The organism is Nocardia sp. NPDC055002 (assembly GCF_053608825.1).
On the sequence record NZ_JBSGWE010000012.1, the window covers coordinates 1 to 25,375 of the forward strand.

A 25,375-nucleotide genomic window follows, 5' to 3' on the forward strand; every position below is an offset into this window, starting at 1 on the left:
TGCTTGCTCCTTCGTCGCCTACGCCCCGGCGCCTGACCGGCGGCCCGGCCGCGGACCGGCCACTTCGTGGCCGTCCCTCCCTAGGGGTCGGGAGTGCGGTGGCTGGGTTGGGTGGGTTGTTGAAGACGGGGACGGGCTGGGTGTGGCGGATCAGGTTGTGGCGGGGGCGGTTTCGATGCGGGGAGTGGGGGTTTTGGCTGCTACTACCGAGCGGTAGACGATGGCGCCGGTGGTGAGGATTACGGCTACCGACAGGGGGCCTGCCCAGAGTTGCCACCAGCTGCCGCCGGCGGGGGTGTAGACCTCGGGGCGGGGCCAGGCCAGGTTGATGACCATGGCGATGCCCCAGACGACGGCGAGGGCGTTGATGGGGATGCCAAGGCGGCCCAGGTGGAACAGGGTCTTGTCGTCGGGGGCGGGCAGGCCCTGGATGCGGCGCAGCAGCAGTGGCACGGTGACCAGGAGGTAGGCCAGGTACAGGCTGACGATGCAGACGCTGGCGAGGGTGGCGAAGATGGCGGGGTTGCCGAGGTTCAGGACCAGCAGGCCGATGCCGAGGGCGCCGATCGCGACGGCGGGCCACACGGGGGTGCCGAAGCGGGGGTGCACGGTGGACAGGGCCTTCGCGAAGGGCAGTTTGCCGTCGCGGGCCATCGAGAACATCAGGCGCGAGCCCGCGGTCTGGATGGCGAGGGTGCACACGATCACGGCGACCGCGACACAGCCGAGCAGCACCGAACCGGCGGGGCTGTTCAGCTTCGAGGTGATGACGTAAGCCAGCCCACCGGTGGACAATTCGCCGTCGGACAGGCTCGGAGCCGCCATCAGCGCGCCGAGCAGCATGAGGCCACCGCCCAGTGCCGAGACCGCCAGCGCGAGCAGGATGGTGCGGGGAGCGACCTTGCGCGGGTTCTTGGTCTCCTCGGAAAGCTCACCGGCGGAATCGAATCCGACCATCACGTACGCGGCCATCAGGCCCGAGACCAGGAACGCCGCCCAGTACGGGCCGGGGGAGGCCTGGTCGGTCTGGAACACCACATCGGGGCCGCGCTCGGTGTTGGCGAAGAACAGCGCGATGATCGCCAGCACGCCGACGATCTCGACGGTGACACCGATCGAATTGATCTTCGACATCAGGTCGATGCCGATCACGTTGATGGTGGTGGTGACGACGAGCAACACGCTGCCGAGCAGCACCGCGTTCATCGCGCCGTCGCGGGAGGTCAGCGCGGTGTCGGTGCCGATGAGCTGGAATCCGCTCCAGATCGAGGGCAGCACCACCTGGAGTGCGATGGCGGCCGCGGCGGCGGTCACGACCTGCGCGATCACCATCATCCAGCCGGCGAACCAGCCGATCAGCCCGCCGGCCAGCCGACGTGACCACTGATAGATACAGCCGGAGATCGGGTAGCGGGCGGCGAGCTCGGCGAAGTTCAGCGCGACCAGGAACTGGCCCGCGAACACCAGCGGCCACGTCCAGAAGAAGGCGGCGCCGCCGAACGAATAGCCGAAGCCGAAGAACTGGAAGATCGTGGTGAGGATGGAGACGAACGAGAAACCTGCCGCGAAGGACGCGTAACGCCCCAGTTTGCGGTGCAGGACCGGCGTGTAGCCGAAGGCTGCCAGATCGGCGCTGTCGCGGCCGAGTTCGGGTGGGGCGGCGGGGGATTCGAATGTCGTGGCCATGTCGGTGTCCTTCAGCGGTTCGGCCAATATCTATCAGTCGATAGTTTTGCGCGCGCGATCGCTCGAACGGTGTCGTGCGTGTATCGACTGGACGCCCCGCGGTAACTTCTGCGTTGCGTGAGTTTCTGTCAAATGACAGAAATTCGACGGCCGGGCATTCTCGCTGGTGAGCTGCCCGCTGCGGTGCAGGTCGTGGCCCGATGACAGAATCTTCGGTGTGGCGAATCTCGGTCCCGGGCGTCCCCGGCTGGAACAGCGGCGCAGGCAGGGAACTACGCCGCGCGCGGAGATCCTCGACGCGGCGGCGGAGCTCTTCACCACCAAGGGGTACGCCAACACCTCGACGCGGGCAGTCGCCGACGCGGTCGGCATCCGGCAGGCATCGCTGTATCACCACTTCGCCGCCAAGGACGACATCCTCGACGCGCTACTGGCCGAAACAGTGGCGGGACCGGTCGAACTGGCGCAGCGGATGATGACCGAACCGGACGGCGCGGCGACCCAGCTCTACGCTCTTGCCCTGTTCGACGTGCGCCAATTGCGGACGGCGCGGTGGAATCTGGGCGCGCTGTATCTGCTGCCGGAGTTGCGCACGGAACGCTTCGTCGCGTTCCGGCGACGACGTGACGAACTGCGCGGACACTACGAGCGTCTGGCCGCCGCGGCATCGACGGCAGCGGGGGAATCCGGCGACGCGCGGATCCTGCCGTTCCGTCTGGTGGAGACGGTGATCGCGATCAGGTACGACGAGGGGGCGGCGGGCGTGGACACCGAGCGCGTCATCCCGGACGCCGTTCTGCGCATCGTCGGCTACCCGGGCGACACGGGTGCGGTGCGGGCATCGGCCGCGGCGCTCCTCGCACGGCTGGGCGAGATCGCTCCCGCCTGAGAGGCCGTACCCGGTGGGCGAGGAGCGCCGCGATACCTCAACTGCGGATGAACGCCAGGATGTCCTGGATGAGCTCCTGCTGATAGGCGCCGAAGACGCCGTGCGGTGCGCCCGCGTACACCTTCAGCGTTCCCTTCTCGACGAGCTCGATCGACTTCAGCGCGGCATTCGCGATCGGCACGATCTGGTCGTCGTCGCCGTGTGCGATGAAGACCGGCACCCGCAGTGCCTTCAGATCCTCAGTGAAGTCGGTCGCGGAGAACGCGGCGACACACTCGTAGGCGGCCTGGATCCCGGCGAGCATGCCCTGGCGCCAGAAGTCGTCCTGCGCGCCCTTCGAGACGACGGCACCCTCGCGGTTGAAGCCGAAGAACGAGGGGGCGAGCTCCTGATAGAAGCTGGAGCGGTCGCTGAGCACCCCGGCGCGGATATTGTCGAACACCTCCATCGGCAAGCCATCGGGATAGGCCTCGGTGGCGACCATGATCGGCGGTACCGCGCCGATGGTGACGACCTTGGCGACCCGGTCCACACCGTGCTGGGCGGCGTAACGCACGACTTCGCCGCCTCCGGTCGAGTGCCCGACCACGATGACATCGCGCAGGTCGAGTGACTCGATCAGCTCAGCGAGATCGCGCGCGTAGGTGTCCATGTCGTTGCCCTGCCACGGCTGCGAGGACCGGCCGTGACCGCGGCGGTCGTGTGCGATGACGCGGTAGCCCGCGTCGGCGAAGGTCTTGCGCTCCAGTGCCCACGCGTCGGAGCTCAGCGGCCAGCCGTGGCTGAAGACGACAGGTTGTCCGGTGCCCCAATCGGAGAAATAGATCTCGGTGCCGTCGGTGGTGGTGAAGTAGGGCATTGTGCTGTGCTCCTGTCGGAGATGCGGACGAGTAGGTTGCCCATAGTTGTCGAGCGCCGGTGCGCTGTCGCCCACCGGAACGGCCGAAGATCCCGCCATTCCGGCCAAACAGTAGATTTATCGGCATGTCCACACCCCGGAATCGCCTACATCACACTACTTCCAGTGGTACACGGCGTATCGGGTTTCTCCTGTTCGACGGGGTGAAGGCACTCGACTACGTCGGTCCCGCAGAGGTATTCGTCGAGGCGAATCAGTTCGCCGATGCCTACGAGATCGTGCTGATCTCGCCCACTGGCGCACCGGTGCACAGCTCGGTGGGCCAGGGAGTTGCTGTGACGACTTCCGTGGCGGATGCGCCCCTGCTCGACACGCTCGTGGTGCCCGGCAGCGAAGTGCGCCCCGCCGAGTTCGTGCGTCCCGATCTGGTCGAGGCCGCCCGCGTTCTCGCGGCGCGCAGCCGTCGGGTCGTGTCCATCTGCAGTGGCGCCTTCGTGCTGGCCGAACTCGGGATGCTGGACGGCCGAAGCGCGACCACACACTGGAAATTCGCCGCCGAGCTCGCCCGCCGGTATCCCCGGATCGACGTGCAGGCGGACCGGATCTTCGTGCGGGACAACGACATCGCGACCTCGGCGGGCGTCGCGGCGGGCATCGACCTCGCGCTCGCGTTGGTGGCGGACGATCTGGGCACCGACATCGCTCGCCAGGTCGCTCAGGGGCTTCTGGTCTATCTGCAGCGTTCCGGCGGGCAGACCCAGTTCTCGACGCCCATGCGCGCCGTCGCCCTGCCGCCCGGTCCGGTGCGCGTGGTCACCGACCTGATCGCCAGGGACCCCGCCGCGCGGCACAGCGTGGGCGACCTCGCGCGATACGTCAATGTGAGCGTGCGTCACCTCACCCGCCTGTTCACCGAGGAGACCGGGCTCAGCCCGGCCGAGTACGCGGCGAATGTGCGGTTCGATCTCGCCCGGGCCGAGCTCGAAGCCGGCAGTTCGGTGAGCCGGGCCGCCTCCGGCGCGGGTTTCGCCAGCGCCGAGGCACTACGCCGGGCCTTTGTCACGCGGCTCGGGGTGTCGCCCTCGGACTACCGGCGCAGGTTCGAATCCGAGGCGAGTGCGTAGCGGGTCTCAGCGGGCGGTCGGCGGGGCGATCTGCCAGTGCTGGTTGAGTGCGCCCGCGATCTCGGGCAGCACGGTGATCGGGATTCGCTTGGCGCGCAGCATTTCCCGGATCTCGCTCACCTGTTCGCGCTTGCGCATGTCGTAGGCGCCCGTGACGGGGCGGATCACCGGTGGGATGGACAGCAGCACCAGTTCGTCGGCCGACTCGCCGTTCAGGTCGAGTGCCAGTGCCCAGCGGGCGTGCTCGTCGAGGGTGAAGCGGCCCGCGACAACGCGGTCCCACGGCACGGTCGACGAGCGGAACGGGGTCCGCGCGTAGATCGCGTGCTCGTGCAACTCGATGACGTCACGGACGAACAGCGCGACACCCACCGCGAAGCCGCCGACCGCCCCGACCAGCAGCCCGGTGATCACCCGGTTCACCCCGAACATCGCCAGGAACAACCCGACGACGCCCGTGGTGACCAGGACCGCGATCAAGCAATAGAACAGACTCCGCCTGGTGGACACCACACCGGCACGCACGACCGACATGCGGACCTCCCTCTCCAGCTCGCCGGGCCCGATGCTCGCGCCGATCGGCGAATCACGATTCGTGGCTCACCCTAGCGGTGCGCACCGCCGTGGGCTCACGAGCCGAGCGACACCGCTGCCTCGGAGGTCTCGACGAGGAAGGTGAAGGTCTCCTGGAAGTACAGCCGCACCGTCTCGGCGTCGTGGCTGAGGTAGCCGATCGACAGGTCCTGGCCGAGCGCGAGCTCGAAGTCGCCGCCGCGGGTGGTGAGCGCGAAACCGCCGGAGATCGCCGGCGCCCAGATGATCTCGCCGTCGATCAGCCGCTCGATGTGGGTCCGGATCGGGTGACCGTGATCGGAGGTCTCGCTGACCTGGGTGTACAGCTCGGCGCTGAGCACCACCGAATACGGGCCCTGCACGCCGGCCAGGCGCAGGCCGGTGAGGGCGTGCGAGATGGCATCGGGAATGTCGACGACATTGCCCGGAAGGGCGACGGGGGAGTTCGAGGCGGCCTCGCGGATCCCGGTGATGCCCGCGGCGGCGTAGCTCTCGAAGATCGCACGGTCTTCGGCGAAGGCGATCTTCTGCGCGGCGTCCTTGAGGTTGTCGAGGTCGGCGTCGCCCGCTCCGCGCTCGATGTCGTCGAGCTCGGAGCGTTGCAGGGTGAACGGCACCCGCAGCTCGATGACCGGTTGGATCACGCGCTGATGAGCCTGCACGCCGTCGTCGGGCGAGGCGATCGAGGTGACCCGGCCGAGGTTGCGGGCCGAGAAGTCGAAGCCGTGCGGTCCCGACACGTCGACCACCCGGCGACCCGCGATATTGCGCTTGAACGTGCGGGTTGCCTCCTCCTCGATCTGCGACCAGGCTTCGCCGGTGATCGGCGCGAGTTCGCGATGCAGGTTGTTCATTCAATTACTCCTTTTCATCGTGCCGATTGCGAGGGAGCCGTCCGAGCGAGCGGCTGCCGCCGCGTTCGCGCGTTCGACGGGGACGATTTCGGACAGTGTTGCCGGCTCGACCTCGGTGGCTGCCGTGTCGGGTGCGTCGGGCAGGTCATCGAGGAAATCCACGGTGGGAGTGAAGAAGAGCGTGCCGGTAACAGCGAAGGAGAAGTCGAGGATGCGGTCGTAAGCCGCCTCGCTGGTACCGAGGAACATCCGTTCGAGCATGCGTTCGGTGACGCTCGGGGTGGCGGCATAGGCCACGTAGTAGGTGCCGAACTCGCCGGCGCCGATGGTGCCGAACGGCATGTTGGCGCGCACGATCTGGCGCTCGGTGCCGTCGGGGTCGGTGATCGTGTTCACCGCGACGTGCGAGTCGGCGGGTTTCACGTCGTCGGGCAGTTCGTAGTCGGCGAGCTTGGTCCGCCCGATCACCCGCTCCTGTTCCTCGATCGACAGCGCGTTCCACTGGTCGAGCGGGTGGGTGTACTTCTGCACGACGACATAGCTACCGCCGGTGAACTCGGGATCCTCGTCGCCGATCAGCGCCGCCGAGGCCGCGCCCGGGCCTTCGGGGTTCTCGGTGCCGTCGACGAAGCCGAGCAGGTCGCGCTGCTCGAAATAGCGGAACCCGACCGTCTCGTCGACGATGGTCGCCGCGCCTTTGAGGCGGGCGCCGATCACCATGGCGAGTTCGAAGCACGGGCCCTGGGTCTCGCCCCTGATGTGGAAGAACAGGTCGCCAGGGGTGGCCGGGGCGCAGTGGATCGGGCCGTTGTAACCCGGGAACTCGTGCAGCTCAGCGGGTTTCGGGCCGACGAAGAGCCGGTCCCAGGCCGCCGAGCCGATCGAGGTGACGCAGGTCAATCCTTCACCGGGCACCCGGAAACCGATCGAACGGCGCAATCCGGAGATGTCTGCCAAGAGGTCGCGGACCGCGGATTCGCCACCGGAATCGATGGTGGCGACAAGGAAGATCGCGGACGGCGTGAGTGGATCGAGGATCGGCTGTGGCTCACCCATGGCGTCCACAGTACGGCTCCGCACCGACAGGTCCGATCAACGCCTCGAGGTGTCAGATGTTTTCGGGCGATCGACCTGCTATTTCGCGACGGTCAGCAAAAATGTGACGTCGTCCACAGCTTTGACACTGTGGCGGGCGCGCGGCACCACGATGAGATCGCCTGCCGAACCCTTCCACTCGTCGGTGCCCGCGATCAGCACCAGCGTGCCGGAGAGCACCTGGATGGTGGCATCACCCGCATTGTCGTGTTCGGCCAGGCTCTGTCCCTCGGCGAGTGCGACGACCGTCTGGCGCAGCGCATGGGTATGGCCACCGATGAGGGTTTGCGAACTCCGGCCGCTCGTCGAGGTAGCCGCCAGCTTGAGCTGTTGACGGGCCACCGCGGTCAGCGATTTCTTGTCCATGGATCGGGCCTTTCGCAGGCATCTCGCGGGCAGGTCTTGCCAGGAGTATGCCCGACGGCGCCCACGCGTTCGGGCGTTTTGCCGCGACCGTTAGCTGTGTGTTGTCAGCCGCGGGTGTAGTGGCGAATGCGGTAGCGCAGACCGGTTTTCGAGGTCAGCCACGGGGCGTCGTCCGCATGCCATTCCGGGCCGATGACCGGGGCGAAGGCATCACCTGCCACGGTGGTGTCGACCTCGGTGACCAGCAGCGTCGTCGCCGAGGGCAGCGCGGCGCGGTAGATCTCGCCGCCGCCCGCCACCCAGGTGTCGGACTCGCCGGTCATCGTCAGCGCGTCGGGCACGGAGGCGGCGCGTTCGGCGCCGTCGGCCGCCCACTCGGACTGGCGGGTGACCACGATGTTGCGCCGGCCGGACAGCGGACGAAAGCTCGCGGGCAGCGAATCCCACGTCCGTCTGCCCATGATCACCGGGTGCCCCATGGTGGTGTCGCGGAAATTCGCCATATCCTCGGGCACCCGCCACGGAATGGTGTTGTCGACACCGATCACCCGGTCGTTCGCCTGCGCCCAGATCAGGCCGATCTGCTTCACACCGCCACCGGCGCCTTGATGCCGGGGTGATGTTTGTAATCGGACAGCTCGATGTCCTCGTAGGCGTAGTCGAACAGGCTCGTCGCCGGGCGCAGGTGCAGCGTCGGGAACGGGTAGGGCTCGCGGCTGAGCTGCTCGCGGACCTGGTCGACGTGGTTGTCGTAGATGTGCACGTCGCCGCCGGTCCAGATGAACTCGCCCGGCTCGAGCTCGGTCTGCTGGGCGACCATCAGGGTGAGCAGGGCGTAGCTGGCGATATTGAACGGCACACCGAGGAACAGGTCGGCGCTGCGCTGGTACAGCTGGCAGGACAGTTTGCCGTCGGCGACATAGAACTGGAAGAAGGCGTGGCAGGGGGCCAGCGCCATCTTGTCCAGGTCGGCCACGTTCCAGGCCGAGACGATCATCCGGCGCGAGTCGGGGTCGGTGCGCAGGGTGTGCAGCACCTGGGCGATCTGGTCGATGTGGGTGCCGTCGGGGGTGGGCCACGAGCGCCACTGCACGCCGTAGACGGGGCCGAGCTCACCCTTGGCGTCGGCCCATTCGTCCCAGATGGTCACGCCGTGCTCGCGCAGCCAGGAGACATTGGAGTCGCCGCGCAGGAACCACAGCAGTTCGTAGGCGATGGACTTCATGTGGACCCGCTTGGTGGTGATCAGCGGGAAGGATTGAGCCAGGTCGTAGCGCAGCTGGTGACCGAAGATGCTGCGGGTTCCGGTGCCGGTGCGATCGGCCTTGGGCGTGCCTCGCTCCAGAACGTGCCGGAGCAGATCCTCGTACTGCGTATCAGGGGTGGCCACGTCTTGCGATTCTACGGGGGTCGGCTCTGCGGATCGGCACCTGGCAAGCTCTTCGGCTATGCGCAAGCTCTACGTGATCGGCATCGGCGCCGGCGACCCCGACCAGGTGACGATGCAGGCGATCAAGGCCATGCGAAAGGCCGAGGCCTTCTTCGTGATCGGCAAGGGCGCCGAGAAACAGGAACTGGTCGACGTGCGTACCACGATCCTGGCCGAACACGTGGACACGCCGCATCGGATCATCGAGATCACCGATCCGCCGCGTGAGCGCACTCCCGCCGACTACGCCGGTGTCGTCGTGGATTGGCACGAACGGCGTTCCGAACTCCTCGAAGCCGCGTTCGACCAGGTGGACGGCGTCGGCGCGATCCTCGTGTGGGGAGATCCGGCGCTCTACGACAGCACCCTGCGCATGGTCGAGCACGTGCTGGCGCGCGGGCGCGCCGACTTCGACTACGAGGTGATCCCCGGCGTCACCAGCATCGCCGCGCTCGCCGCCCGCCACCGCATGGTGCTGCACCGGATCGGTGAGCCCGTCCACGTCACGACAGGGCGCAGACTGCGCGAAGAAGGGCTCGGACCCGGGTCGACCGTGGTGATGCTGGACGGCGAATGCTCGTTCACCGAGGTCCGTGGCGACGACATCCATATCTGGTGGGGCGCCTACCTCGGCATGCCCGACGAAATCCTGATCGAAGGCGATCTGCGCGAAGTCGAAAGCCGCATCGTGGCCCGCCGCGCGGAACTGCGCGCGGAAAAAGGCTGGATCATGGATGTCTATCTGCTCCGCGACGGATCCCGCGCCGACGCACGATGAATAGCTAAACTGGCAACCGTGCCCGAACTGCCGGAAATAGAGGCGTTGGCGCAGTTCCTTCGGGATCATGCCGTCGGCGCTGTGGTCGGCCGTGTGGATGTGGCGGCCTTGAGCGCGGTGAAGACATTCGATCCGCCGGTCACCGCGTTGTCCGGCCGCGATGTCACCGGTGCGGGGCGGTGGGGGAAATTCCTCGGAATGGATTGTGGCGGACTGTGGTTGATCACCCATTTGTCGCGCGGCGGATGGTTGCGCTGGGTCGATGAGCCGAATCCGTTGCCGCCCAAGCCGGGCGGTAAGAGCCCGCTGGCGCTGCGCGTGCATTTCTTCACGCCCGAGGGCGCCACGCCCGCGATCGACCTGACCGAGGCGGGGACGAAGAAGCGGCTGGCGGTGTATGTCGTCGAGGATCCGATGGCGGTGCCGGGGATCGCACGGCTCGGACCCGACGCGCTCGGACTGACCGAGGACGAATTCGCCGCGCTGCTGAAAAGCACATCGCAGCGAATCAAGACCGCAATCGTGGATCAGACTCTGATCGCCGGAATCGGTAATGCCTATTCCGACGAGATCCTGCACACCGCGAAGATCTCCCCGTTCGCGAACACCAGAACGATGTCCGCGGACAAGGTTTCGCAGTTGTACATCGCGATGCGCACGGTGCTGCTCGACGCGGTCGATCGTTCGGTGGGACAGGACGCGGCCCGATTGAAGGGCGAAAAGCGTTCGGGCATGCGAGTACACGCCAGAACCGGGCAGGCGTGCCCGGTTTGTGGTGACACCGTGCGTGAGGTGTCCTACGCGGAGCGGTCCTTCCAGTACTGCGCCACCTGCCAGACCGGCGGCAAGGTGCTCGCCGACCGGCGGATGTCGCGGCTGCTCAAATAGTCTTCTCGCGCCAGGCTTCCAGCAGCCGGAGCCAGAATTCGCTGACGGTGGGGAAGGCGGGCACCGCGTTCCACAGAGCTTCCATGGGCACCCGTCCCACCACCGCGATGGTGGCCGCGTGCAACTGCTCACCCATATCGGGACCGACGAAGGTGGCGCCGAGAATGCGGTCGGCGGCGGTATCTATCACGAGTTTCGCGCGGCCGTGGAAGTCGTCACGCGAGAGCGCGGACCCCGCGACGGCGATGTCGAGCTCGACGGTGTCCACCGCGTGTCCGGCGGTGCGCGCCTCGTGTTCGGTGAGGCCGACGGAGGCGAGTTCCGGTGCGGTGTAGACGACTTGGGGAACCTGCTGATGGTCGGCGCTCGCGGTGAACCGCGAGCCGTCGAGTGGCCTGCCCTCCGCGCGGGCGGCGATCACGTCACCGCACACCCTCGCCTGGTATTTGCCCATATGTGTCAGCGCCACACGATGATTCACATCGCCGACGGCGTAGAGCCAGTCGCCGGACACCGCACGCGCGGTCAGCTGGTCGTCGACTTCGACATAGCCGGCGGGCAGCCCCACCGCGTCGAGACCGAGATCCGCGGTGGCGGGGCCGCGGCCGGTGGCGACGACGAGTTCGTCGACCTCGAGTTCGCCGTCGCCGAGCACCAGGGTGACCGGACCGCCGTGGAGGCGGCCGACGCCGGTGTCCTCGGGATCGCGGCGCGAGACCAGTAACGGTTCGGTGTGGAACCGCACCTCGACGTTTCCGGTGTCACGCAAGCCCCGCAGCACCAGCTCCGACGCGAACGACTCGCTGCGCGGCAGCAGGCGGTCACCCCGGACCAGCAGGGTCACCTCCTCGGCGCCGAGTTCGGCCAGCCAGGTCGCCGTTTCGCAGGCGACGACACCGCCGCCGATGATGGCGACCCGGCGCGGGACGACGGTCAGGTTGGTGGCGTCGCGGGAGGTCCACGGCAGCGCCTCGCGCACGCCCTGAATGTCCGGGATGGTGGCGGTGGTGCCGGTCGCCAGGACGACGGCGTGCCGGGCGCGCAAGCGCTTCACGCCGTCGGCGGTGCTTACCTCGACGAGTCGTTCGCCGACCAGACGGCCGGCCCCACGGACGGTGTCGATGCCGGTCGATTTCGCCCACTCGACCTGGGAACTGTCGTCGTGGTCGTGCACGAAGGCGTCGCGGCGGGCGAGGATGTCGGCCACCTGCGGGCCACTCGCGCTCACCCCCGGCATCGCCTCGCCGAGGTCGAGTACGGCGCCAGGGCGCAGCAGTGCCTTGCTGGGAATGCACGCCCAGTAGCTGCATTCGCCGCCGAACAGTTCCCGCTCGACCAGGGCGGCGGTGCGGTCGCTGCCCGCGATGGCGTAGGCGGCGGCGTTCTCACCCGCCGGGCCGGCACCGATGACGATGACGTCGTACTCGAGCTCGGTCACTGCAGATAGCCCTCGACCTCACGGGGGGAACGCAGCCCGGTGTCCTCGGGAGATTCGCCGGAGCCGCTGCGGGCGCGTCGCTGCCGCAACAGATCCCAGGCCTGATCGAGCATCACTTCCAGTTCGGCCAGCTGCTTGCGTTCGGCTACCGGGTCGATCTCGCCCGCGGTGGCCTTGGCTCGCAGCGAGTGCTCGTCGTCGACCAGCTGTTTGATCCGCGCCAGAATGTCCTGATCAGTCATGCTCTCACCACTTCGATAGTCGGAGGGGTCGTGCCGGTTCCTGGTCCATGCTACGACCGCGCGGGTCCGGCGGAGCGTGCTGCTTCGGCGAGGCAGTCGGCCGCGACGGGCACGGCGCGGGCGAGGTCGGTGCTGTTCAGCGCGGTATAGCCGATGGCGACGCCGAAGTGGTGTGGTTCGCCGAGGTGGTGGCGGGCCAGACCGTCGAGCAGGACGCCGCGGGCGCGGGCGGCGTCGACGGCGTGGCGCTCGGCGGCGGGGCCGGGGAGTTCGACGACGACGTGCGAGCCCGCGTCGTCGCCGATGACGGGGAGACCGCGGCGGGTGAGCGCGTCGACGACCAGGGCGCGTCGTGGCGGGACCACTCTGCGGAGCCGGCGCAGGTGCCGGGACAGGTCGCCGTGGCGGGCGAATTCGCTGAGGATCCGCTGCCCGGCGGGGCTCGGGGAACTGCCGATCTCCGCGCGGTGGGTGAGCACCGCGTCGGTGATGTCGGGGCGGGCGACGAGCCAGCCCACGCCGAGGGTGGTGGCGATGATCTTGCTGGTGGTGCCGAGATGGACGACGACATCAGGCGCCATCGCCGCGAGCAGTGGTAACGGCGCTGTGTCGTAACGCAATTCGCCGTCGTAGTCGTCTTCGATGATGAAAGCGCCGGTTCCTCTGGCGAATTCGATGAGCTCGACCCGGCGCGCCGCGGGCATCATCGCACCCATCGGGAACTGATGTGCCGGTGTGCAATACACCGCGCGGACGCCGGTCGGAATCCGATCCACACACAAACCCCCGGCGTCGACGGGCACCGGCAGCACCTCGATGCCGACGGCTCGGAGTGCGCCGACGGCGCGGAGGTAGCCGGGATCCTCGATGGCGACGGTGTCGCCCGGACGGAGCAGCGCGGTGGCGAGCTCACCCACCGCCGCGCTGGTACCGGCGGTGGCCAGCACCACCGATCCGGCGCCGGCCGCCAGGCCCCGATGGCGCAGGAGGTGATCGGCGACCGCCGCCAGGAAGTCCGGTTCGCCCGCACGGTTCTTGCGGGCCTCGGGAGCTTGGTCGCCGGCCGCCCGCCACGCGCGGCGCCAAGCGGCGGAGTCGACGGCTTCGGCGCACGGTGCACCCGGACCCAGATCGAGCAGGCCCGCGTCGGGATCGGCACCGTGGCCGGCGCCGGTGGACGGTGGCGCGGTGGCGGGGGCGGTGCTGAGGTAGGTGCCGGAGCCGTGTTTGCCGGTGAGCCAGCCTTCCGCGTGCAATTGGTCGTAGGCGACGGCCACCACCGCCCGGCTCACCCCGAGTCGCTGTGCCAGGGCGCGCGAGGACGGTAGCCGGTCGCCGATGCGCAGCACCCGATCGGTCGCCGCGGCGCGCAGGGCATCGGCCACCTGCACCGACAGCGGTTCGGGGGCGGTGCGGTCGAGCGGGATCGGAAGGTCGTCGAGCATCGTCCACCTCGAATTGGCCTGTTGAAATTCTGTTGAATTGGATCTACGCGTAGTCCACTTCTTCGGCGAAGCTCATCTTATGAGCACGCACGACGTCAACCGCAACCCCCTGTCACCGACCCCGCGCACCACGCTGACGCGCTCCAAGGAACGCGGCGTCACCGACCGCGCGGCACTGGACGCGGTGCTCGACGCGGGCCTGGTCTGCCACCTCGGCGTGCTGCTCGGTGGATCGCCGGTGGCGCTGCCCACCATCTACGGACGCGTCGGCGACACCCTCTACCTGCACGGATCCACCGGCGCGGGCAATATGCGCGCCGCGATCGACACCGACATCTCCCTGACGGTGACCCACGTCGACGGGCTGGTGTACGCGCGCTCGGCCATGCACTTCTCGATGAACTACCGCTCCGCGGTGATCCGGGGCAGGGCGGTGCTGGTCACCGACGAGGCCGAGCGCGACAACGCGCTGCGGGCGATCGTCGAGCACTCCGCGCCCGGAGCCTGGGATCGGGTACGCCCGCCCAACCGCAAGGAGATGGCGGCGACGATGGTGCTCGCGCTCGACCTCACCGAGGCCTCGGTGAAGGTGCGTTCGGGCGGGCCGAACGACGACGAGGGCGACATCGCGACCGGCGGTGTGTGGGCGGGGGTATTGCCGCTGCGACAGGTGTGGGGCGAGCCGATCCCGGCCGGCAACCTCGAACCCGGCATCGACGTGCCCGCTGACGTCAGTGCGCGGGTCACGCCGGTCGCGGTGCCCGTGCGTTGAGATCCGCGCGTCGGCGTCTATTTGCCGGACGCCCCGAGTGTCATCAGATCCTTGGCGGAGACCTCCGGTAGGTATGCCTTCGTCAGGGCGATGCCGATACGGGGCAGGTCGGCCTCGTCGCGGTAGCACAGGTACACCGGCTCGTGGCGGGGCTGGAACTTGGCCTTGAACGAATGCAGTGACCGGAAGCCGTAATACGGCTCCATCGCGGCGCCGAGCCCCTCGAGCAGACGATCGATGGGCTCGGCGCCGTCGGTACCCGCACTGCGTGCCAGCGGTGCGCCCGACAGCGAAACGATCTCGGCACCTTCCTCTTTGAACGCCTGGCAGGACGAGGCGATGAGGAATTCCACCACCGGCCGGAACCCGTCGGGGCGCCTGCGCATCACGTCGAGAGTCCAGCCACGGATCTCGTCGCCGGGGCCGTAGACGGGCAACCACGAGGTGACACCGTGTACGCCGCCCTTGGCATCGACGGCCAGCCCCACCCGTACGGCCGGGTCGAGTGCCTCCTCCACGCCGCCGAGGGTGAATCCCATTTCGGGCAGCCCCTTCTCGCCCACCCACTCCTCGGAGATGGCGCGCACCTGGGCGATCACCACGAACGGTTCGTCGGCCAGCTCGACGAGCCGGAACTCGATGCCCTCCTTGTTCGCCTTGTTGATCGCGGAACGGATGTCCTGCCACGCCTTGCCCTTGAACTCGAGCTGCGGCAGATCGACGATGGTGTCCTCGGCGATCTGCACACTGCGCCACCCGAGTTCGCCCGCGATCTCGGCGACCGCCTCGGTGGTGGAGAACAGGCACGGGACGAGTCCGTCGGCTTCGCAGCGATCGGTGAATCCGGCGATGGTGGCGGGGAGCAGATCGGTGGGGCCGATCGGATCGGTGAGCACGATGACGGTGCCCGCGTGACGCTGATAGGCGACGCAGCGTTCACCGTCGGCGGCGAACCAGTATTTGTTCTCCGGCCAGGTCGCCATCCACGACATGGTGCTGCCGCCGTAGCGGGCGAGCAGGGCACGCACCGCTTGTCCGGGATCGGTGCCGGTGAGCGCGCCGTCGGTGATCTTGCGCCGCACTGGCACCCGGAACGCGCCGCGGCCGCTGTAGAGCAGCGCCACCTCGACCGCCCACAGCAGACCTGTTCCGAAGGTCACCGCGCCTTCGGTCTCGAAGTCGGTGCCGATGGCCACGCCGAGCAGCACCAGCGTGAACACCACGTGCAGCAGGCCGTAGGCGAGAGTGCCCCACCACGCCCAGTGCCTGCCTTTCCGCAGTTGCTCGGCCACCACCGTGATCACCACCACGGTCAGGATCGTGCTCCACAGCGAGCCGCGTTCGTTCTCGGTGGGACCGAGCAGGCTGTTGCCGGGGAAGAAGTACACCGCCACCGAGGCTGTCGCGATCACCAGCAGTCCGATGAAGGCCAGCATGCGGACTTCACGTCGGGTACGTGGCCAGAAGCCGTGTTCGGTGCGGCTGAACAGCTTTTCGCCCGCGGGCAGCCAGACGGCGATCGCGATGAGGTGCATGAGATCGGCGAAGGTCGACTCGAACAGGAACGTGAGCGCCACGTGCGCCATCAGCACGGCGCGCACCCGCAGCCGCCACGGCGACCGCAGCGTCGCCGAGACCGCGGCCAGCGCCGCGAACGCGGCCGTGGTGAATCCGACATCGCGGACCTCGGAAAGCCGGTCGGCCCAATCGAGATGGGTGTGGGCCAGCAGCCCGACCGTCACCGACGCGCCGAGAATGCCGATCAGCTGGCCCGACAGACAGACCAGTGCGGTGCGCACGGTGCCGAGCCGCCACTCCGTCCAGCCGACCGCCGCCGCGAAAATAACTGCCATACAGAAGTATTGGAAGGGGGTGAGTCCGAAGAACCAGCCGGACAGCGGCGTCCACCACTTGCCCTCGGTAAGCGGGGGCCAGCCGTAGGCGATGTCGGGATACCAGGAACGTTCGTCGAGCCTGCGCCACAAGCCACCGCTGGCGACGCCGAGGATCGCGACCACGAGGAGGAAGCCGAGGGTGAACGGCATCCGGCGGATCACGGTGTGCGCCAAGGCGACGCCGCGCGAGGGCGCCGATTCGGGGGCAGCCGCGTTGTCGTTCATAGAACCACCCTTTGCTGCGAGTGCGCCGCACCGGCGCGGTGAGGTCGTCTGTGTACCGTATGTCATCGCGGCCGCACCACGACCGCGATGCGTGCGCTAGGGCGGTCGAGGTGGCATCTGCGGAGGTCAGGGATGACGCGAATCACCGATCTGTCGTTGCTCACCGGATGGCTGCCGGTGGCGTTGACGGTCTTGGGCGCCCTGGGTGCGGTCTGGTTGCTGTTACCTCGCGTACGACGATATGTCACGACGATCATGCCGATCGTGGTGCTGGCCGCGGTGGTGTTCACCGTGGCGCTGTACCTGTTCGTGGAGGAGGTGTGGCGGCCGTTTCCCGATCCGATCGCCGTGTCGGTGTACGTGCTGATCGGGATCGCGGTCGCCGCGGTGCTGCTGGTGGTCCCGCGAATTCTGGTGCGCCGGACCGTGTGGACCGGTGTGGTGACCGTGCTCGCGGCCGCGGCGGTGCTCGTGGCGGTGGGAGTCGGGATCAACCGGGAGTACGCGTCGTATCCGACGGTGGGCGCGGCGTTCGGGGTGGAACAGGTCGACCGGATCGACGCCCGTGAGCTGACGCGGCGCGAGCAGGTGATCAGCGCGCGTCCGCTCGAGCCGGCCTGGCACGCGCCGGGCGGATTGCCCGACGGCGGGCGAGTACTGACCGCGACGGTGCCGCCGACGGCGTCCGGGTTCGCCGCGCGTGATGCCCAGATCTATCTGCCGCCCGCCTATTTCGCGGATCCGCGTCCGCTGCTGCCGGTGCTGGTGTTGCTCGCCGGTGAGCCGGGCGCGCCGCAGGACTGGTTCGTCGGTGGGCAGCTGGCCGAGACCATGGATTCGTTCGCCCGCGCGCACAACGGGCTCGCGCCGGTCGTCGTGGTGGCCGACGGGACCGGCTCCCAGCTGGCGAACCCGCTGTGTCTGGACTCGAAGCTCGGCAATGTCGCCACCTACCTGGCCGTCGATGTGCCGAACTGGACGCGGGCGAATCTGCAGATCGACCCGGATCCGCGTTCCTGGGCGATCGGCGGACTGTCCTACGGCGGCACCTGCGCGCTGCAACTGGCCACCAATTATCCGGCGGTCTATCCCACCTTCCTCGATATGTCCGGTCAGGACGAACCGACCCTGGGCGACCGCCGGCGCACGGTGGACGCCGCGTTCGGCGGGGATACCGAGGCGCTGTTACGGGTCAACCCGCTCGACCTGCTGCGGACGCGGGCGTATCCGGACTCCGCCGGTGCGTTCGTCGTCGGCGCCGACGACGAGATGTACCGGCCGCAGGTGGAGCGGATGTATCAGGCGGCCGAGGAGGCGGGGATGGATGTGCGGCTGCGGATTCTCCCCGGTGGCCACAACTTCGCGCTGTGGGAGTTCGGGCTGCGTGATCAGCTGCCGTGGCTGGCCACCCGGCTCGGCCTGACACCCTGATCGGTGCCGGATACCGCGGGGGTTCGCGGAGTACAGTTCGACGCATGTCCGAGGTGAAAACCCCAGGTACGGACGTCGGTGGCCCGCCCGCCGAGCAACAGATCGCCGCCGCCGCGCTCGGCATCGTCGACGAGGACGGCGCGGTGGCCCTGTCCGTCGGGGCGGTGGCGCGACGGCTCGGGGTCGACGCGGACGTGGTGCACGCCTGCGTCGGTGGGTTGGACGGCCTCGAACGCACGGTGATCGAAAACGTGCTGTCGTCGGTGTCGCTCGGGCCGCTCACCGACGACGGTGTGGAGTGGACCGCGGCGGTGATCCAGTTCGCGCTGAGCATGCGCGGTCGGCTCTTCGACCACCCCGCGGTGGCGGAGTTGATCATGTCGGGGCCGATGGACAGTCCGTCGGCCGACGGGCCGGTGGCGCGCGATATGACCGAGGCGCTGTTCGTCTGCCTCGCACGCGGTGGCCTCCAGGCGCCCATCCGCGCGCACGGGGTCTACGCGGTGTTCGTGTACGTCCTCGGTTCGATCGCCCTCGACGTGGCCGAAACCGACGGAAAGCCACCGCTGCCAGGGGAATCCGAGCGGATCGCGGCCCGCCGCGCGGCTCTGCGCGACCTGGATCCGACCCGGTGGCCGCGCACCGCGGCGCACCGGGAGGAGATCGCCGCCTGGACCTCCGTTGATCAGTTCGTCTGGGGGCTTCGCGTGCTGCTCGTCGGGATGACGGCGACCTGACGCGCGAACGCGCCGCGGCCCAGCAGGGCCGCGAAGCTCAGCAGCCACCCGCTCCACAACACGTAGCCGAGGAAGTTGACGACGGCGGCGGGCTCGATGCCGAGCGGGATGACGACGCCGGTCGCGATGGCGGCGGCGCTGGTGTAACCGAGGGCGGCGAACCACCGCGGGGTGCGCAGGGCCGCGATGACCAGCGCGGTCCAGATCGCGGTGAGGGTGTACCCGGCGGTTTCGCCCAGGAGGGTGCCCAGCAGGGTGTGCTGTCGTTCGAAGGTGTCCGCGTCGGTCAGGGTGGGGACCAGTAGCGGCCAGCGCAGCAGGCCGATCGTTTGCACGAGGGCGGCGGCGACGCCGGCTCGCACCGCCCAGCGCATCGTGGGGGAGTCGTCCAGACGCCCGATCAGGACGGACAGCGGGACGAAAGCGCACGCCGCGGCCGCGAGGAGGGCGAACAGCGTGACGATCGTGGTCTGCTCGGCCCGGAATCGGGCGAGGACCTCGGTGGCGGGCAATTGCAGGACGTCGGGGTAGTCGAACGTCATCCCGAGGCCGACGAAGGCGAGGTTCATCAGAATCGGGGCGCTGATCAGCAGCGTGATGGCGGTCCATGGCTTGGTTCGCATGAGAATCCATTCTGGCTGTACGGAGTACAGGTAGATGTACGGGGTACAGTTCACCGCATGTCGAAGGCGAAGTCAACAGGTGGCGGCGCGGCGCGGCCGGCGCGGCGCTCGTTCACCGAAGAGCAGGTGGTGGACATCGCGCTACAGCTTCTCGATGGGGGCGGGACCGGGGCGCTGTCGATCCGGGCGGTGGCGGGCAAGCTCGGGGTGAACCCCAACGCGGTGTACACCTACGTGGCGAGCCGGGCCGATCTGGAGCGCGCCGTGATCGAACGCGTGCTCTCGGCGGTTGCCCTCGAACCCCTGCGCGACCCCCGCGTGGAGTGGGCCGACGCGGTGATCCGGTTCGCGCTCGGCCTGCGCGCGGAACTGCTCGCGCATCCGGCGGTCGCGCTGTTGATGATGTCGGGGCCGATGGACGGGCCGTCGGCGAGCGATGTCGGCGAGGCGATGTTCGGGTGCCTGGCTCGGGGCGGTTTGTCGGAGGCGAGGCAGGCGAACGGCGTGTACGCGGTGATCGTGCAGGTGCTGGGCGGCATCGCGCTCACGGTGGCCGAAACCGACGGAAAGCCGCCGCTCACCCCGGAATCCGAGCGGGTCGCGCAACGTCGCGAGGGGCTGGCCCTGCTCGACGGCGATCGCTGGCCACGCTCGGCCGCGCAGGTCGACGCGATGGCGGCGTGGAACTCCGAGGATCAGTTCGTGTGGGGGCTGCGTGCCTTGCTCACGGGGATAGCCGCCGGCTGACTACCAGGGCGCGGGATGTAATCCCGTTGCCGCACAGGCCTTGTCGACGGCGTCGGACAGGCAATCGTTGTCGGCGGCGAGGCTGACCAGGGCGAGTGTGTAGGTATCGCCGAGGTGGGAGAGGTAGCCCGCGAGCTGGGTGCGGGGGAAGGTGGTGATGCCGGGGTGGATCGCGCGGGCGGCCACCCGGGTGCAGTCGTGTGGGCCGACTCTTCGCACCGCGTCGGGGAGGGTGCCGATGTTGGAGCACAGGATGTCTCGCTCGCCCGCGCCCTTGCTGAGGGTGTAGGCCCAGCGGTCGGGGATCACCTGGAGGATCTCCTCGGGCAGGCCCGCGGGGCTCGACATTCGGTGCTGATAGGCGGACCTGGCCTTGTCGCGAATGGTCGCGGGAGTGTCGAGGCGGTGGATGGCGATCTCGGTCACCGCGAGATCGTTGTCGACTCGGGGTTCGTCGCGCGTGTCGACGGGCAGGCTCGCGGTGATGATCGGGTTCGGGAAGCCGTTCTGCCACAGGATGTTCGCGATCAAGTGGATGAACAGGCTGTTCGGGGTCCCGCCGAGGGTGTTCGCGGTGGTGTCCCAGTGGGCGGCGTCGAAGGTCAGCAGGAGGGGGCGCAGGTGCCGGTCGCTGGGGGAACCTGGATTCGCCGGCGGAGTGCCGCTGGACGCCGACTCGCGCGGAACGTGGTCCGTGGCCGGTCGTGCCGACCGCCGGGGGAATCTGCGTAACAGCGCACGGGTCGTGCCGCCGAAGATGGTGACCCACTGGGAGACCGCATCCGTCCACTCCGAAGACGTTGTTCGGTACTGCGTTTCACCGGCGGGCAGGAGGCCGATCGAGGCGTGCGCCGGATCGAGCGAGCGCAGGGCGGCGGTGACGGCGTGGATCAGGCCACGGGCGTCGGCCAGGACATGCGAACAGGTCAGGGCGACAACGGTTCCGCCGTCGTCGAGGCGGGCGGCGGACAGACGCCAGCCGGGCGCGAACTCCGGGTCCAGATCGGTGCCGAGGCTGTCGGCCCATGGCAGGACCGCGTGGGCGGGGAGTGGGCCGGCACCGCGACCGGAATCGCGGTGGGCGATCGGCATTGCCGGCCAGTCGGTCTCGGCGATCGCGGTCCGGTTCGGCAGGAGGTCGAGGGGGTGGGCGCTGGTGTTGGGCTGCCAGCCTCTGCGGGCGCCGGGAACCCGGGAGTCGACCACCCTGCGGCCGAGCCTGCCTACACGCAAGCGATCGTGAATCGATTGCAACAGCGCGGGTTCCATCGCATCGGGAGTACGCCACAGACCCTGTAGTGCGATGGGGGTGCCCATCCCGCGGTGGGTCCGCAGGAAGATCTCGTCGACGACCGTGAGGCGGTCCATCAGCGGTGGTCGGCGCTACCGTGCCTGCCCTCACCCGCGGCGAAGCGGGCGGCGCCGTCGAGTGCGCCGCCGGTCAGGGCGGTCATGCCGTGCCGGAATTCGACGCGCAGCGCCTCCTCCTCGGTGTGTCCGTACTGGTCGTACAGGGCGGCGCGGTCGGTGCGCAGACAGGTCTGGGGGAGCGCGGCGAGCTGGGCGGCCAGCTCCTCGGCCACGCGGCGGGCCTCGCCGGTGGGCACGACACGGGTGACCAGGCCCATCTGTAGCGCCTCGGGCGCGCTCACCGGGCGGCCGGTGAGGATCATGTCGAGTGCGCGGCCTTCACCGACGATGCGCGGCAGGCGCACGGTGCCGCCGTCGATCAGCGGGACACCCCAGCGGCGGCAGAAGACGCCGAAGGTGGAGTCCTGCTCGGCGATTCGCAGATCACACCACAGGGCCAGCTCGAGACCGCCCGCCACGGCGTACCCGGACACCGCCGCGATCACCGGCTTGGACAGGCGCAGCCGGGTCGGGCCCATCGGGCCGTCACCGTCCTCGGTGGCCTGATTGCTGTTCTCGGTGCCGAGAGCTTTGAGGTCGGCGCCGGAGCAGAAGGTGCCGTGTTCGCCCCACAGCACGGCGACCGAGGAGGTGGGGTCGGCGTCGAACGCGCGGAACGCCTTCACCAGCGCGTGAGCGGTCGGGCCGTCCACCGCGTTGCGGGCGTGTGGGCGATCCAGGATCACCGTCGTGACCGGGCCCGCGTGTTCGACGCGCACCGAATTCGCCGGACCGGGCGCGCTGGTTTCGGCGGGTGAACCTGTTTCCATTCCTCGACCATACGGCCACGGCACCCCTTGTGTGAAGAGGTGAATCAATGGTTCACTTCTTCATATGGTGTACCGCAGGACCCCGGCCGTACAGGCCCGGCTCGACGCGCAACGGGCGCTGATCGTGCACGGCGCCACCCGCGTGCTCTCGCGTGACGGGTTCGCCGGGCTGTCGATGGCAGCGGTCGCGGCGGAGGCCGGTATCGCGACCGGCACCGTGTACAAGCAGTTCGAGAACAAGGCCGAACTGGTCGCGGCGGTCTTCGAGACGGTCGTCGCCCGCGAGGTCGACGCGGTGCGCGCGGCAGTGGCCGAAGGTGACGTGGTGGGGCGGGTCACCGCCGCGGTAGAGACCTTCGCCGGGCGCGCGATGAAGAATCCGAAACTGGCCTACGTGCTGCTGGCCGAGCCCGTCGACGCCGCCGTCGACGCGCAGCGGCTGGAATTCCGGCGGGCGTTCGCCGCGTCGTTCGAGACCGCGATCGCACACGGCGTCGCCGAAGGCCGCTTGCCTGCCCAGGACTCGAGCCTCACCGCCGCCGCCCTCGTCGGCGCGATCGGTGAGGTGCTGGTCGGTCCGCTGGCCGCCGCGCCGCACGCCGAGACCGTCATCCCCGAATTGGTCGCTTTCGCCGTGCGCGCACTCGGTGCGCGCACGGAAACGTCGTAGTCGAAGGAGTTACCGGACATGCCGACCCACGAAGTGTTCAACCAGGCACCACCACTGATCCCCTTCGATGCCGCGCGCAACCCCGCGCTGCTGGAAGGCCTGCACCGCGAAGGCGCGGGCTGGGCCGAAGCCGAAGTGCGCGAACTCGGCGCGCTGGCAGGCGGTTTCGAGGCGCAGGAGTGGGGCAGGCTCGCCAACGAGTACCCGCCGGTGCTGCACACCCACGACCGGTGGGGCAATCGTGTCGACGAGGTGGAATTCCACCCGCACTGGCACGACCTGATGAATGTCGCGGTCACACATGGGCTCCACGGTTCGCCGTGGCTGGACGAGCGGCCCGGCGCGCACACCGCGCGCGCCGCCAAGTTCTACACCTGGGGCGCCGCCGACGCCGGACACATGTGCCCGATCTCGATGACCTACGCGGTGGTGCCCGCGCTGCGCCACAACCCCGAACTGGCGGCCCGCTTCGAGCCGCTGCTCGGCTCGCGCACCTACGATTTCGGCTTGCGCGAACCATCGGCCAAGGCAGGTCTCATCGCGGGCATGTCGATGACGGAGAAGCAGGGCGGCTCCGACGTCCGGGCCAACACCACCACCGCCACACCACAACTTGACGGCTCGTACCGCATCGTCGGGCACAAGTGGTTCACCTCGGCGCCCATGTCGGACATGTTCCTCACGCTCGCGCAGGCCCCGGGCGGCCTGTCGTGTTTCCTGCTGCCCCGGGTACTGCCCGACGGCACCCGCAACCCCATCCGCATCCAGCGGCTGAAGGACAAGCTGGGCAACAAGTCCAACGCGTCCTCGGAGATCGAATACGAGAACGCCACCGGCTGGCTCGTCGGCGCCGAGGGGGCAGGGGTGAAGACGATCATCGAGATGGTCAACATGACCCGCCTCGACTGCGTGATCGGCTCGGCCACCGGCATGCGGCTCGGTGCTGTCACCGCGATCCACCACGCCCGCCACCGAAAGGCCTTCGGCGCCGAGCTGATCGACCAGCCCGCCATGCGCAATGTGCTGGCCGACCTCGTCATCGAATCGGATGCCGCGACCACGGTGATGATGCGGCTGGCGGGGGCCACCGACCGCGCGGGCAGCGATCCGGCCGAGGCCGCGCTGCGCCGGATCGCGCTCGCCATCACCAAGTACTGGGTCTGCAAGCGTGCTCCGGCGCACGCCGCCGAAGCGCTGGAATGCCTGGGCGGCAACGGCTATGCCGAGGAGTCGGGGATGCCGCGGCTGTATCGCGAGGCGCCGCTCATGTCGATCTGGGAAGGGTCGGGCAATGTGGCGGCGCTGGACGCGTTGCGTGCCATGGGACGTCAGCCCGAGACGGTCGAGGCCTACTTCGCCGAGGTCGGGCTCGCCCGCGGCGCCGATGCGCGCCTCGACGACGCGATCGACCGGGTGGGCAAGGAACTCACCGACCTGTCCGATATCGAATACCGCGCCCGCCGCGTCGTGGAACTGATGGCACTCGTCCTCCAGGGCGCACAGCTGGTGCGGCACGGACATCCCGCCGTCGCGGACGCCTTCTGCGCGACCCGCCTCGGCGCCGACTGGGGCATCGCCTTCGGCACCCTGCCCGTCGGCGTCGACACCGGCGCGATCATCGAGCGAGGTTTCGTCGACGTGCGCTGAGTGCGCCTTGTCCTCGCCCGCTCACACCCGGTGCGTAGGGTGGGCCCGTGACCTGGGCGAACGAGGTGCTGTCGGTGGGCGAACTGGCGCAACGGGTCCCGGTGCGCCAGGAGCGCTTTCTGCTGGGGATCGCCGGGCCGCCGGGAGCCGGGAAATCGACACTGGCGCACCGCCTCAGCGTCGAGCTGAGCGGGTCGGGACGGCCCGCGGTGGTGGCCCCGATGGATGGCTATCACCTGCGCAACGAGGTGTTGCGGGCCCGGAACGCGTGGGGGCGCAAGGGCGAGCCGGATACCTTCGATGCGCCGGGGTTCGTCGCCGATCTGCGGTTGCTGCGCGACACACCGATCGGCGACCCGGTGCCGTGGCCGCTGTTCGACCGGGCGATCGATGAACCCACCGACGCTGGCGTGGTCGTGCGCGACGAGCGCATTGTGATCGTCGAGGGCAACTACCTGCTGTTGACCGCTGCCGAGGCGCCCGGTTGGGCCGGGGTCCGCGGACTGCTCGACGAATGCTGGTACCTGGACGCGCCACGACCGGTGCTCACCGAACGATTGCTCGACCGGCACACCGCGGGAGGCCGGACACCGGAGCAGGCGAGCGACAAGGTGATGGGTAGCGACTTGCGCAACGCCGACCTCGTCGCCGCGAGCAGAGATCGCGCCGACCAGGTGCTGACCGCGTCGGGCCGTGGCTATCGCGTGAGCTGAACCCGGGGGATGCGCGACTTTCGGCGCGGCCGCCCGGCGCGTGTGGCCCGGATATCGACAGCGCCGGGG

Annotated in this window: 26 protein-coding genes; 11 read left to right on the plus strand and 15 right to left on the minus strand. The window is 68.9% G+C overall.

The window, feature by feature from the left end:
- Window positions 1-150 precede the first annotated feature (150 nt).
- A complete protein-coding gene (locus tag ACWF99_RS31765) occupies window positions 151-1,686 on the minus strand; it encodes an amino acid permease (RefSeq protein WP_452538194.1) in 1,536 nt (511 codons plus the stop codon).
- A 217-nt stretch (window positions 1,687-1,903) separates the two neighbouring features.
- On the opposite strand from ACWF99_RS31765, the gene ACWF99_RS31770 reads away from it, so the two are divergent.
- Window positions 1,904-2,575 (plus strand): TetR/AcrR family transcriptional regulator, encoded by a 672-nt coding sequence (locus ACWF99_RS31770; protein WP_378635830.1) that lies wholly within the window; start codon window positions 1,904-1,906, stop codon window positions 2,573-2,575.
- A gap of 37 nt (window positions 2,576-2,612) precedes the next feature.
- On the opposite strand, the gene ACWF99_RS31775 is transcribed toward ACWF99_RS31770, so the two are convergent.
- Window positions 2,613-3,434 carry an alpha/beta fold hydrolase gene (locus ACWF99_RS31775; RefSeq protein ID WP_378635832.1) on the minus strand — a complete coding sequence of 274 codons (822 nt, stop codon included), beginning with the start codon at window positions 3,432-3,434 and terminating at the stop codon, window positions 2,613-2,615.
- A gap of 203 nt (window positions 3,435-3,637) precedes the next feature.
- Between ACWF99_RS31775 and ACWF99_RS31780 the strand changes: the two genes are divergently transcribed.
- The gene (locus ACWF99_RS31780) at window positions 3,638-4,558 is read left to right on the plus strand and encodes a GlxA family transcriptional regulator (protein WP_378635835.1); all 921 of its coding nucleotides are present in this window, start codon (window positions 3,638-3,640) and stop codon (window positions 4,556-4,558) included.
- Window positions 4,559-4,564: 6 nt separating this feature from the next.
- Here ACWF99_RS31780 and ACWF99_RS31785 read toward each other — a convergent pair whose 3' ends face one another.
- From ACWF99_RS31785 to ACWF99_RS31810, 6 genes are all read right to left on the minus strand, one after another.
- Window positions 4,565-5,092 (minus strand): hypothetical protein, encoded by a 528-nt coding sequence (locus ACWF99_RS31785; RefSeq protein ID WP_101465660.1) that lies wholly within the window; start codon window positions 5,090-5,092, stop codon window positions 4,565-4,567.
- Between the two features lie 95 nt (window positions 5,093-5,187).
- Window positions 5,188-5,985, minus strand: a complete 798-nt coding sequence (locus ACWF99_RS31790) for a family 1 encapsulin nanocompartment shell protein (protein WP_452538195.1) — start codon at window positions 5,983-5,985, stop codon at window positions 5,188-5,190.
- Window positions 5,986-7,041: a Dyp-type peroxidase gene (locus tag ACWF99_RS31795; RefSeq protein WP_452538196.1), complete on the minus strand. Its 1,056-nt coding sequence runs from the start codon at window positions 7,039-7,041 to the stop codon at window positions 5,986-5,988.
- Between the two features lie 78 nt (window positions 7,042-7,119).
- The gene (locus tag ACWF99_RS31800) at window positions 7,120-7,446 is read right to left on the minus strand and encodes a cupin domain-containing protein (protein ID WP_101465662.1); all 327 of its coding nucleotides are present in this window, start codon (window positions 7,444-7,446) and stop codon (window positions 7,120-7,122) included.
- 104 nt (window positions 7,447-7,550) lie between these two features.
- Window positions 7,551-8,036: a dihydrofolate reductase gene (locus ACWF99_RS31805; RefSeq protein ID WP_378635844.1), complete on the minus strand. Its 486-nt coding sequence runs from the start codon at window positions 8,034-8,036 to the stop codon at window positions 7,551-7,553.
- Window positions 8,033-8,836 (minus strand): thymidylate synthase, encoded by an 804-nt coding sequence (locus ACWF99_RS31810; RefSeq protein ID WP_452538197.1) that lies wholly within the window; start codon window positions 8,834-8,836, stop codon window positions 8,033-8,035. The genes ACWF99_RS31805 and ACWF99_RS31810 overlap by 4 nt, the downstream gene beginning before the upstream one ends.
- A 58-nt stretch (window positions 8,837-8,894) precedes the next feature.
- Between ACWF99_RS31810 and cobF the strand changes: the two genes are divergently transcribed.
- Both cobF and ACWF99_RS31820 read left to right on the plus strand, forming a co-directional pair.
- Window positions 8,895-9,653 carry a precorrin-6A synthase (deacetylating) gene (gene cobF, locus ACWF99_RS31815; protein WP_378662931.1) on the plus strand — a complete coding sequence of 253 codons (759 nt, stop codon included), beginning with the start codon at window positions 8,895-8,897 and terminating at the stop codon, window positions 9,651-9,653.
- Window positions 9,654-9,671: 18 nt separating this feature from the next.
- Entirely contained in the window at window positions 9,672-10,541 is an 870-nt protein-coding gene (locus ACWF99_RS31820; RefSeq protein ID WP_452538198.1) for an Fpg/Nei family DNA glycosylase, read from the plus strand.
- Here the strand turns inward: ACWF99_RS31820 and ACWF99_RS31825 are convergent.
- From ACWF99_RS31825 to pdxR, 3 genes are read right to left on the minus strand one after another with little or no spacing between them, the layout of a single operon-like run.
- Entirely contained in the window at window positions 10,534-11,979 is a 1,446-nt protein-coding gene (locus ACWF99_RS31825) for a dihydrolipoyl dehydrogenase family protein (RefSeq protein ID WP_452538199.1), read from the minus strand. The genes ACWF99_RS31820 and ACWF99_RS31825 overlap by 8 nt on opposite strands.
- Window positions 11,976-12,221, minus strand: a complete 246-nt coding sequence (locus ACWF99_RS31830) for a DUF2630 family protein (protein ID WP_101465668.1) — start codon at window positions 12,219-12,221, stop codon at window positions 11,976-11,978. The genes ACWF99_RS31825 and ACWF99_RS31830 overlap by 4 nt, the downstream gene beginning before the upstream one ends.
- A gap of 50 nt (window positions 12,222-12,271) precedes the next feature.
- On the minus strand, window positions 12,272-13,666 hold the full coding sequence (gene pdxR, locus ACWF99_RS31835) for a MocR-like pyridoxine biosynthesis transcription factor PdxR (RefSeq protein WP_452538200.1): 1,395 nt from the start codon (window positions 13,664-13,666) through the stop codon (window positions 12,272-12,274).
- 79 nt (window positions 13,667-13,745) lie between these two features.
- Here pdxR and ACWF99_RS31840 point away from each other — a divergent pair, with 79 nt between their 5' ends.
- Window positions 13,746-14,438 carry a pyridoxamine 5'-phosphate oxidase family protein gene (locus ACWF99_RS31840; RefSeq protein ID WP_452538201.1) on the plus strand — a complete coding sequence of 231 codons (693 nt, stop codon included), beginning with the start codon at window positions 13,746-13,748 and terminating at the stop codon, window positions 14,436-14,438.
- Between the two features lie 17 nt (window positions 14,439-14,455).
- Here the strand turns inward: ACWF99_RS31840 and ACWF99_RS31845 are convergent, their stop codons facing one another.
- Window positions 14,456-16,558 carry a bifunctional lysylphosphatidylglycerol flippase/synthetase MprF gene (locus tag ACWF99_RS31845; RefSeq protein ID WP_378635862.1) on the minus strand — a complete coding sequence of 701 codons (2,103 nt, stop codon included), beginning with the start codon at window positions 16,556-16,558 and terminating at the stop codon, window positions 14,456-14,458.
- A 132-nt stretch (window positions 16,559-16,690) separates the two neighbouring features.
- On the opposite strand from ACWF99_RS31845, the gene ACWF99_RS31850 reads away from it, so the two are divergent.
- Window positions 16,691-17,989: an alpha/beta hydrolase-fold protein gene (locus ACWF99_RS31850; RefSeq protein WP_378662944.1), complete on the plus strand. Its 1,299-nt coding sequence runs from the start codon at window positions 16,691-16,693 to the stop codon at window positions 17,987-17,989.
- 44 nt (window positions 17,990-18,033) lie between these two features.
- Complete coding sequence (locus ACWF99_RS31855) at window positions 18,034-18,726, plus strand: TetR/AcrR family transcriptional regulator (protein WP_452538202.1); 693 nt, start codon at window positions 18,034-18,036, stop codon at window positions 18,724-18,726.
- Here ACWF99_RS31855 and ACWF99_RS31860 read toward each other — a convergent pair.
- Entirely contained in the window at window positions 18,675-19,349 is a 675-nt protein-coding gene (locus ACWF99_RS31860) for a DUF4386 family protein (protein WP_378635869.1), read from the minus strand. The genes ACWF99_RS31855 and ACWF99_RS31860 overlap by 52 nt on opposite strands.
- 57 nt (window positions 19,350-19,406) lie before the next feature.
- On the opposite strand from ACWF99_RS31860, the gene ACWF99_RS31865 reads away from it, so the two are divergent.
- Window positions 19,407-20,096 carry a TetR/AcrR family transcriptional regulator gene (locus tag ACWF99_RS31865; RefSeq protein ID WP_378635871.1) on the plus strand — a complete coding sequence of 230 codons (690 nt, stop codon included), beginning with the start codon at window positions 19,407-19,409 and terminating at the stop codon, window positions 20,094-20,096.
- Here the strand turns inward: ACWF99_RS31865 and ACWF99_RS31870 are convergent, their stop codons facing one another.
- Complete coding sequence (locus ACWF99_RS31870) at window positions 20,097-21,464, minus strand: hypothetical protein (protein ID WP_452538203.1); 1,368 nt, start codon at window positions 21,462-21,464, stop codon at window positions 20,097-20,099. It lies immediately after the preceding gene.
- Window positions 21,464-22,276, minus strand: a complete 813-nt coding sequence (locus tag ACWF99_RS31875; protein ID WP_378635876.1) for a crotonase/enoyl-CoA hydratase family protein — start codon at window positions 22,274-22,276, stop codon at window positions 21,464-21,466. Before ACWF99_RS31875 ends, ACWF99_RS31870 begins: the two co-directional genes overlap by 1 nt.
- Window positions 22,277-22,340: 64 nt before the next feature.
- On the opposite strand from ACWF99_RS31875, the gene ACWF99_RS31880 reads away from it, so the two are divergent.
- The 3 genes from ACWF99_RS31880 to ACWF99_RS31890 are packed head-to-tail and all read left to right on the plus strand — an operon-like array spanning window position 22,341 to window position 25,306.
- A complete protein-coding gene (locus ACWF99_RS31880) occupies window positions 22,341-22,946 on the plus strand; it encodes a TetR/AcrR family transcriptional regulator (RefSeq protein ID WP_378635879.1) in 606 nt (201 codons plus the stop codon).
- 18 nt (window positions 22,947-22,964) lie between these two features.
- Entirely contained in the window at window positions 22,965-24,593 is a 1,629-nt protein-coding gene (locus tag ACWF99_RS31885; RefSeq protein WP_452538204.1) for an acyl-CoA dehydrogenase family protein, read from the plus strand.
- Between the two features lie 47 nt (window positions 24,594-24,640).
- Window positions 24,641-25,306: a nucleoside triphosphate hydrolase gene (locus tag ACWF99_RS31890; RefSeq protein WP_452538205.1), complete on the plus strand. Its 666-nt coding sequence runs from the start codon at window positions 24,641-24,643 to the stop codon at window positions 25,304-25,306.
- Window positions 25,307-25,375 lie beyond the last annotated feature (69 nt).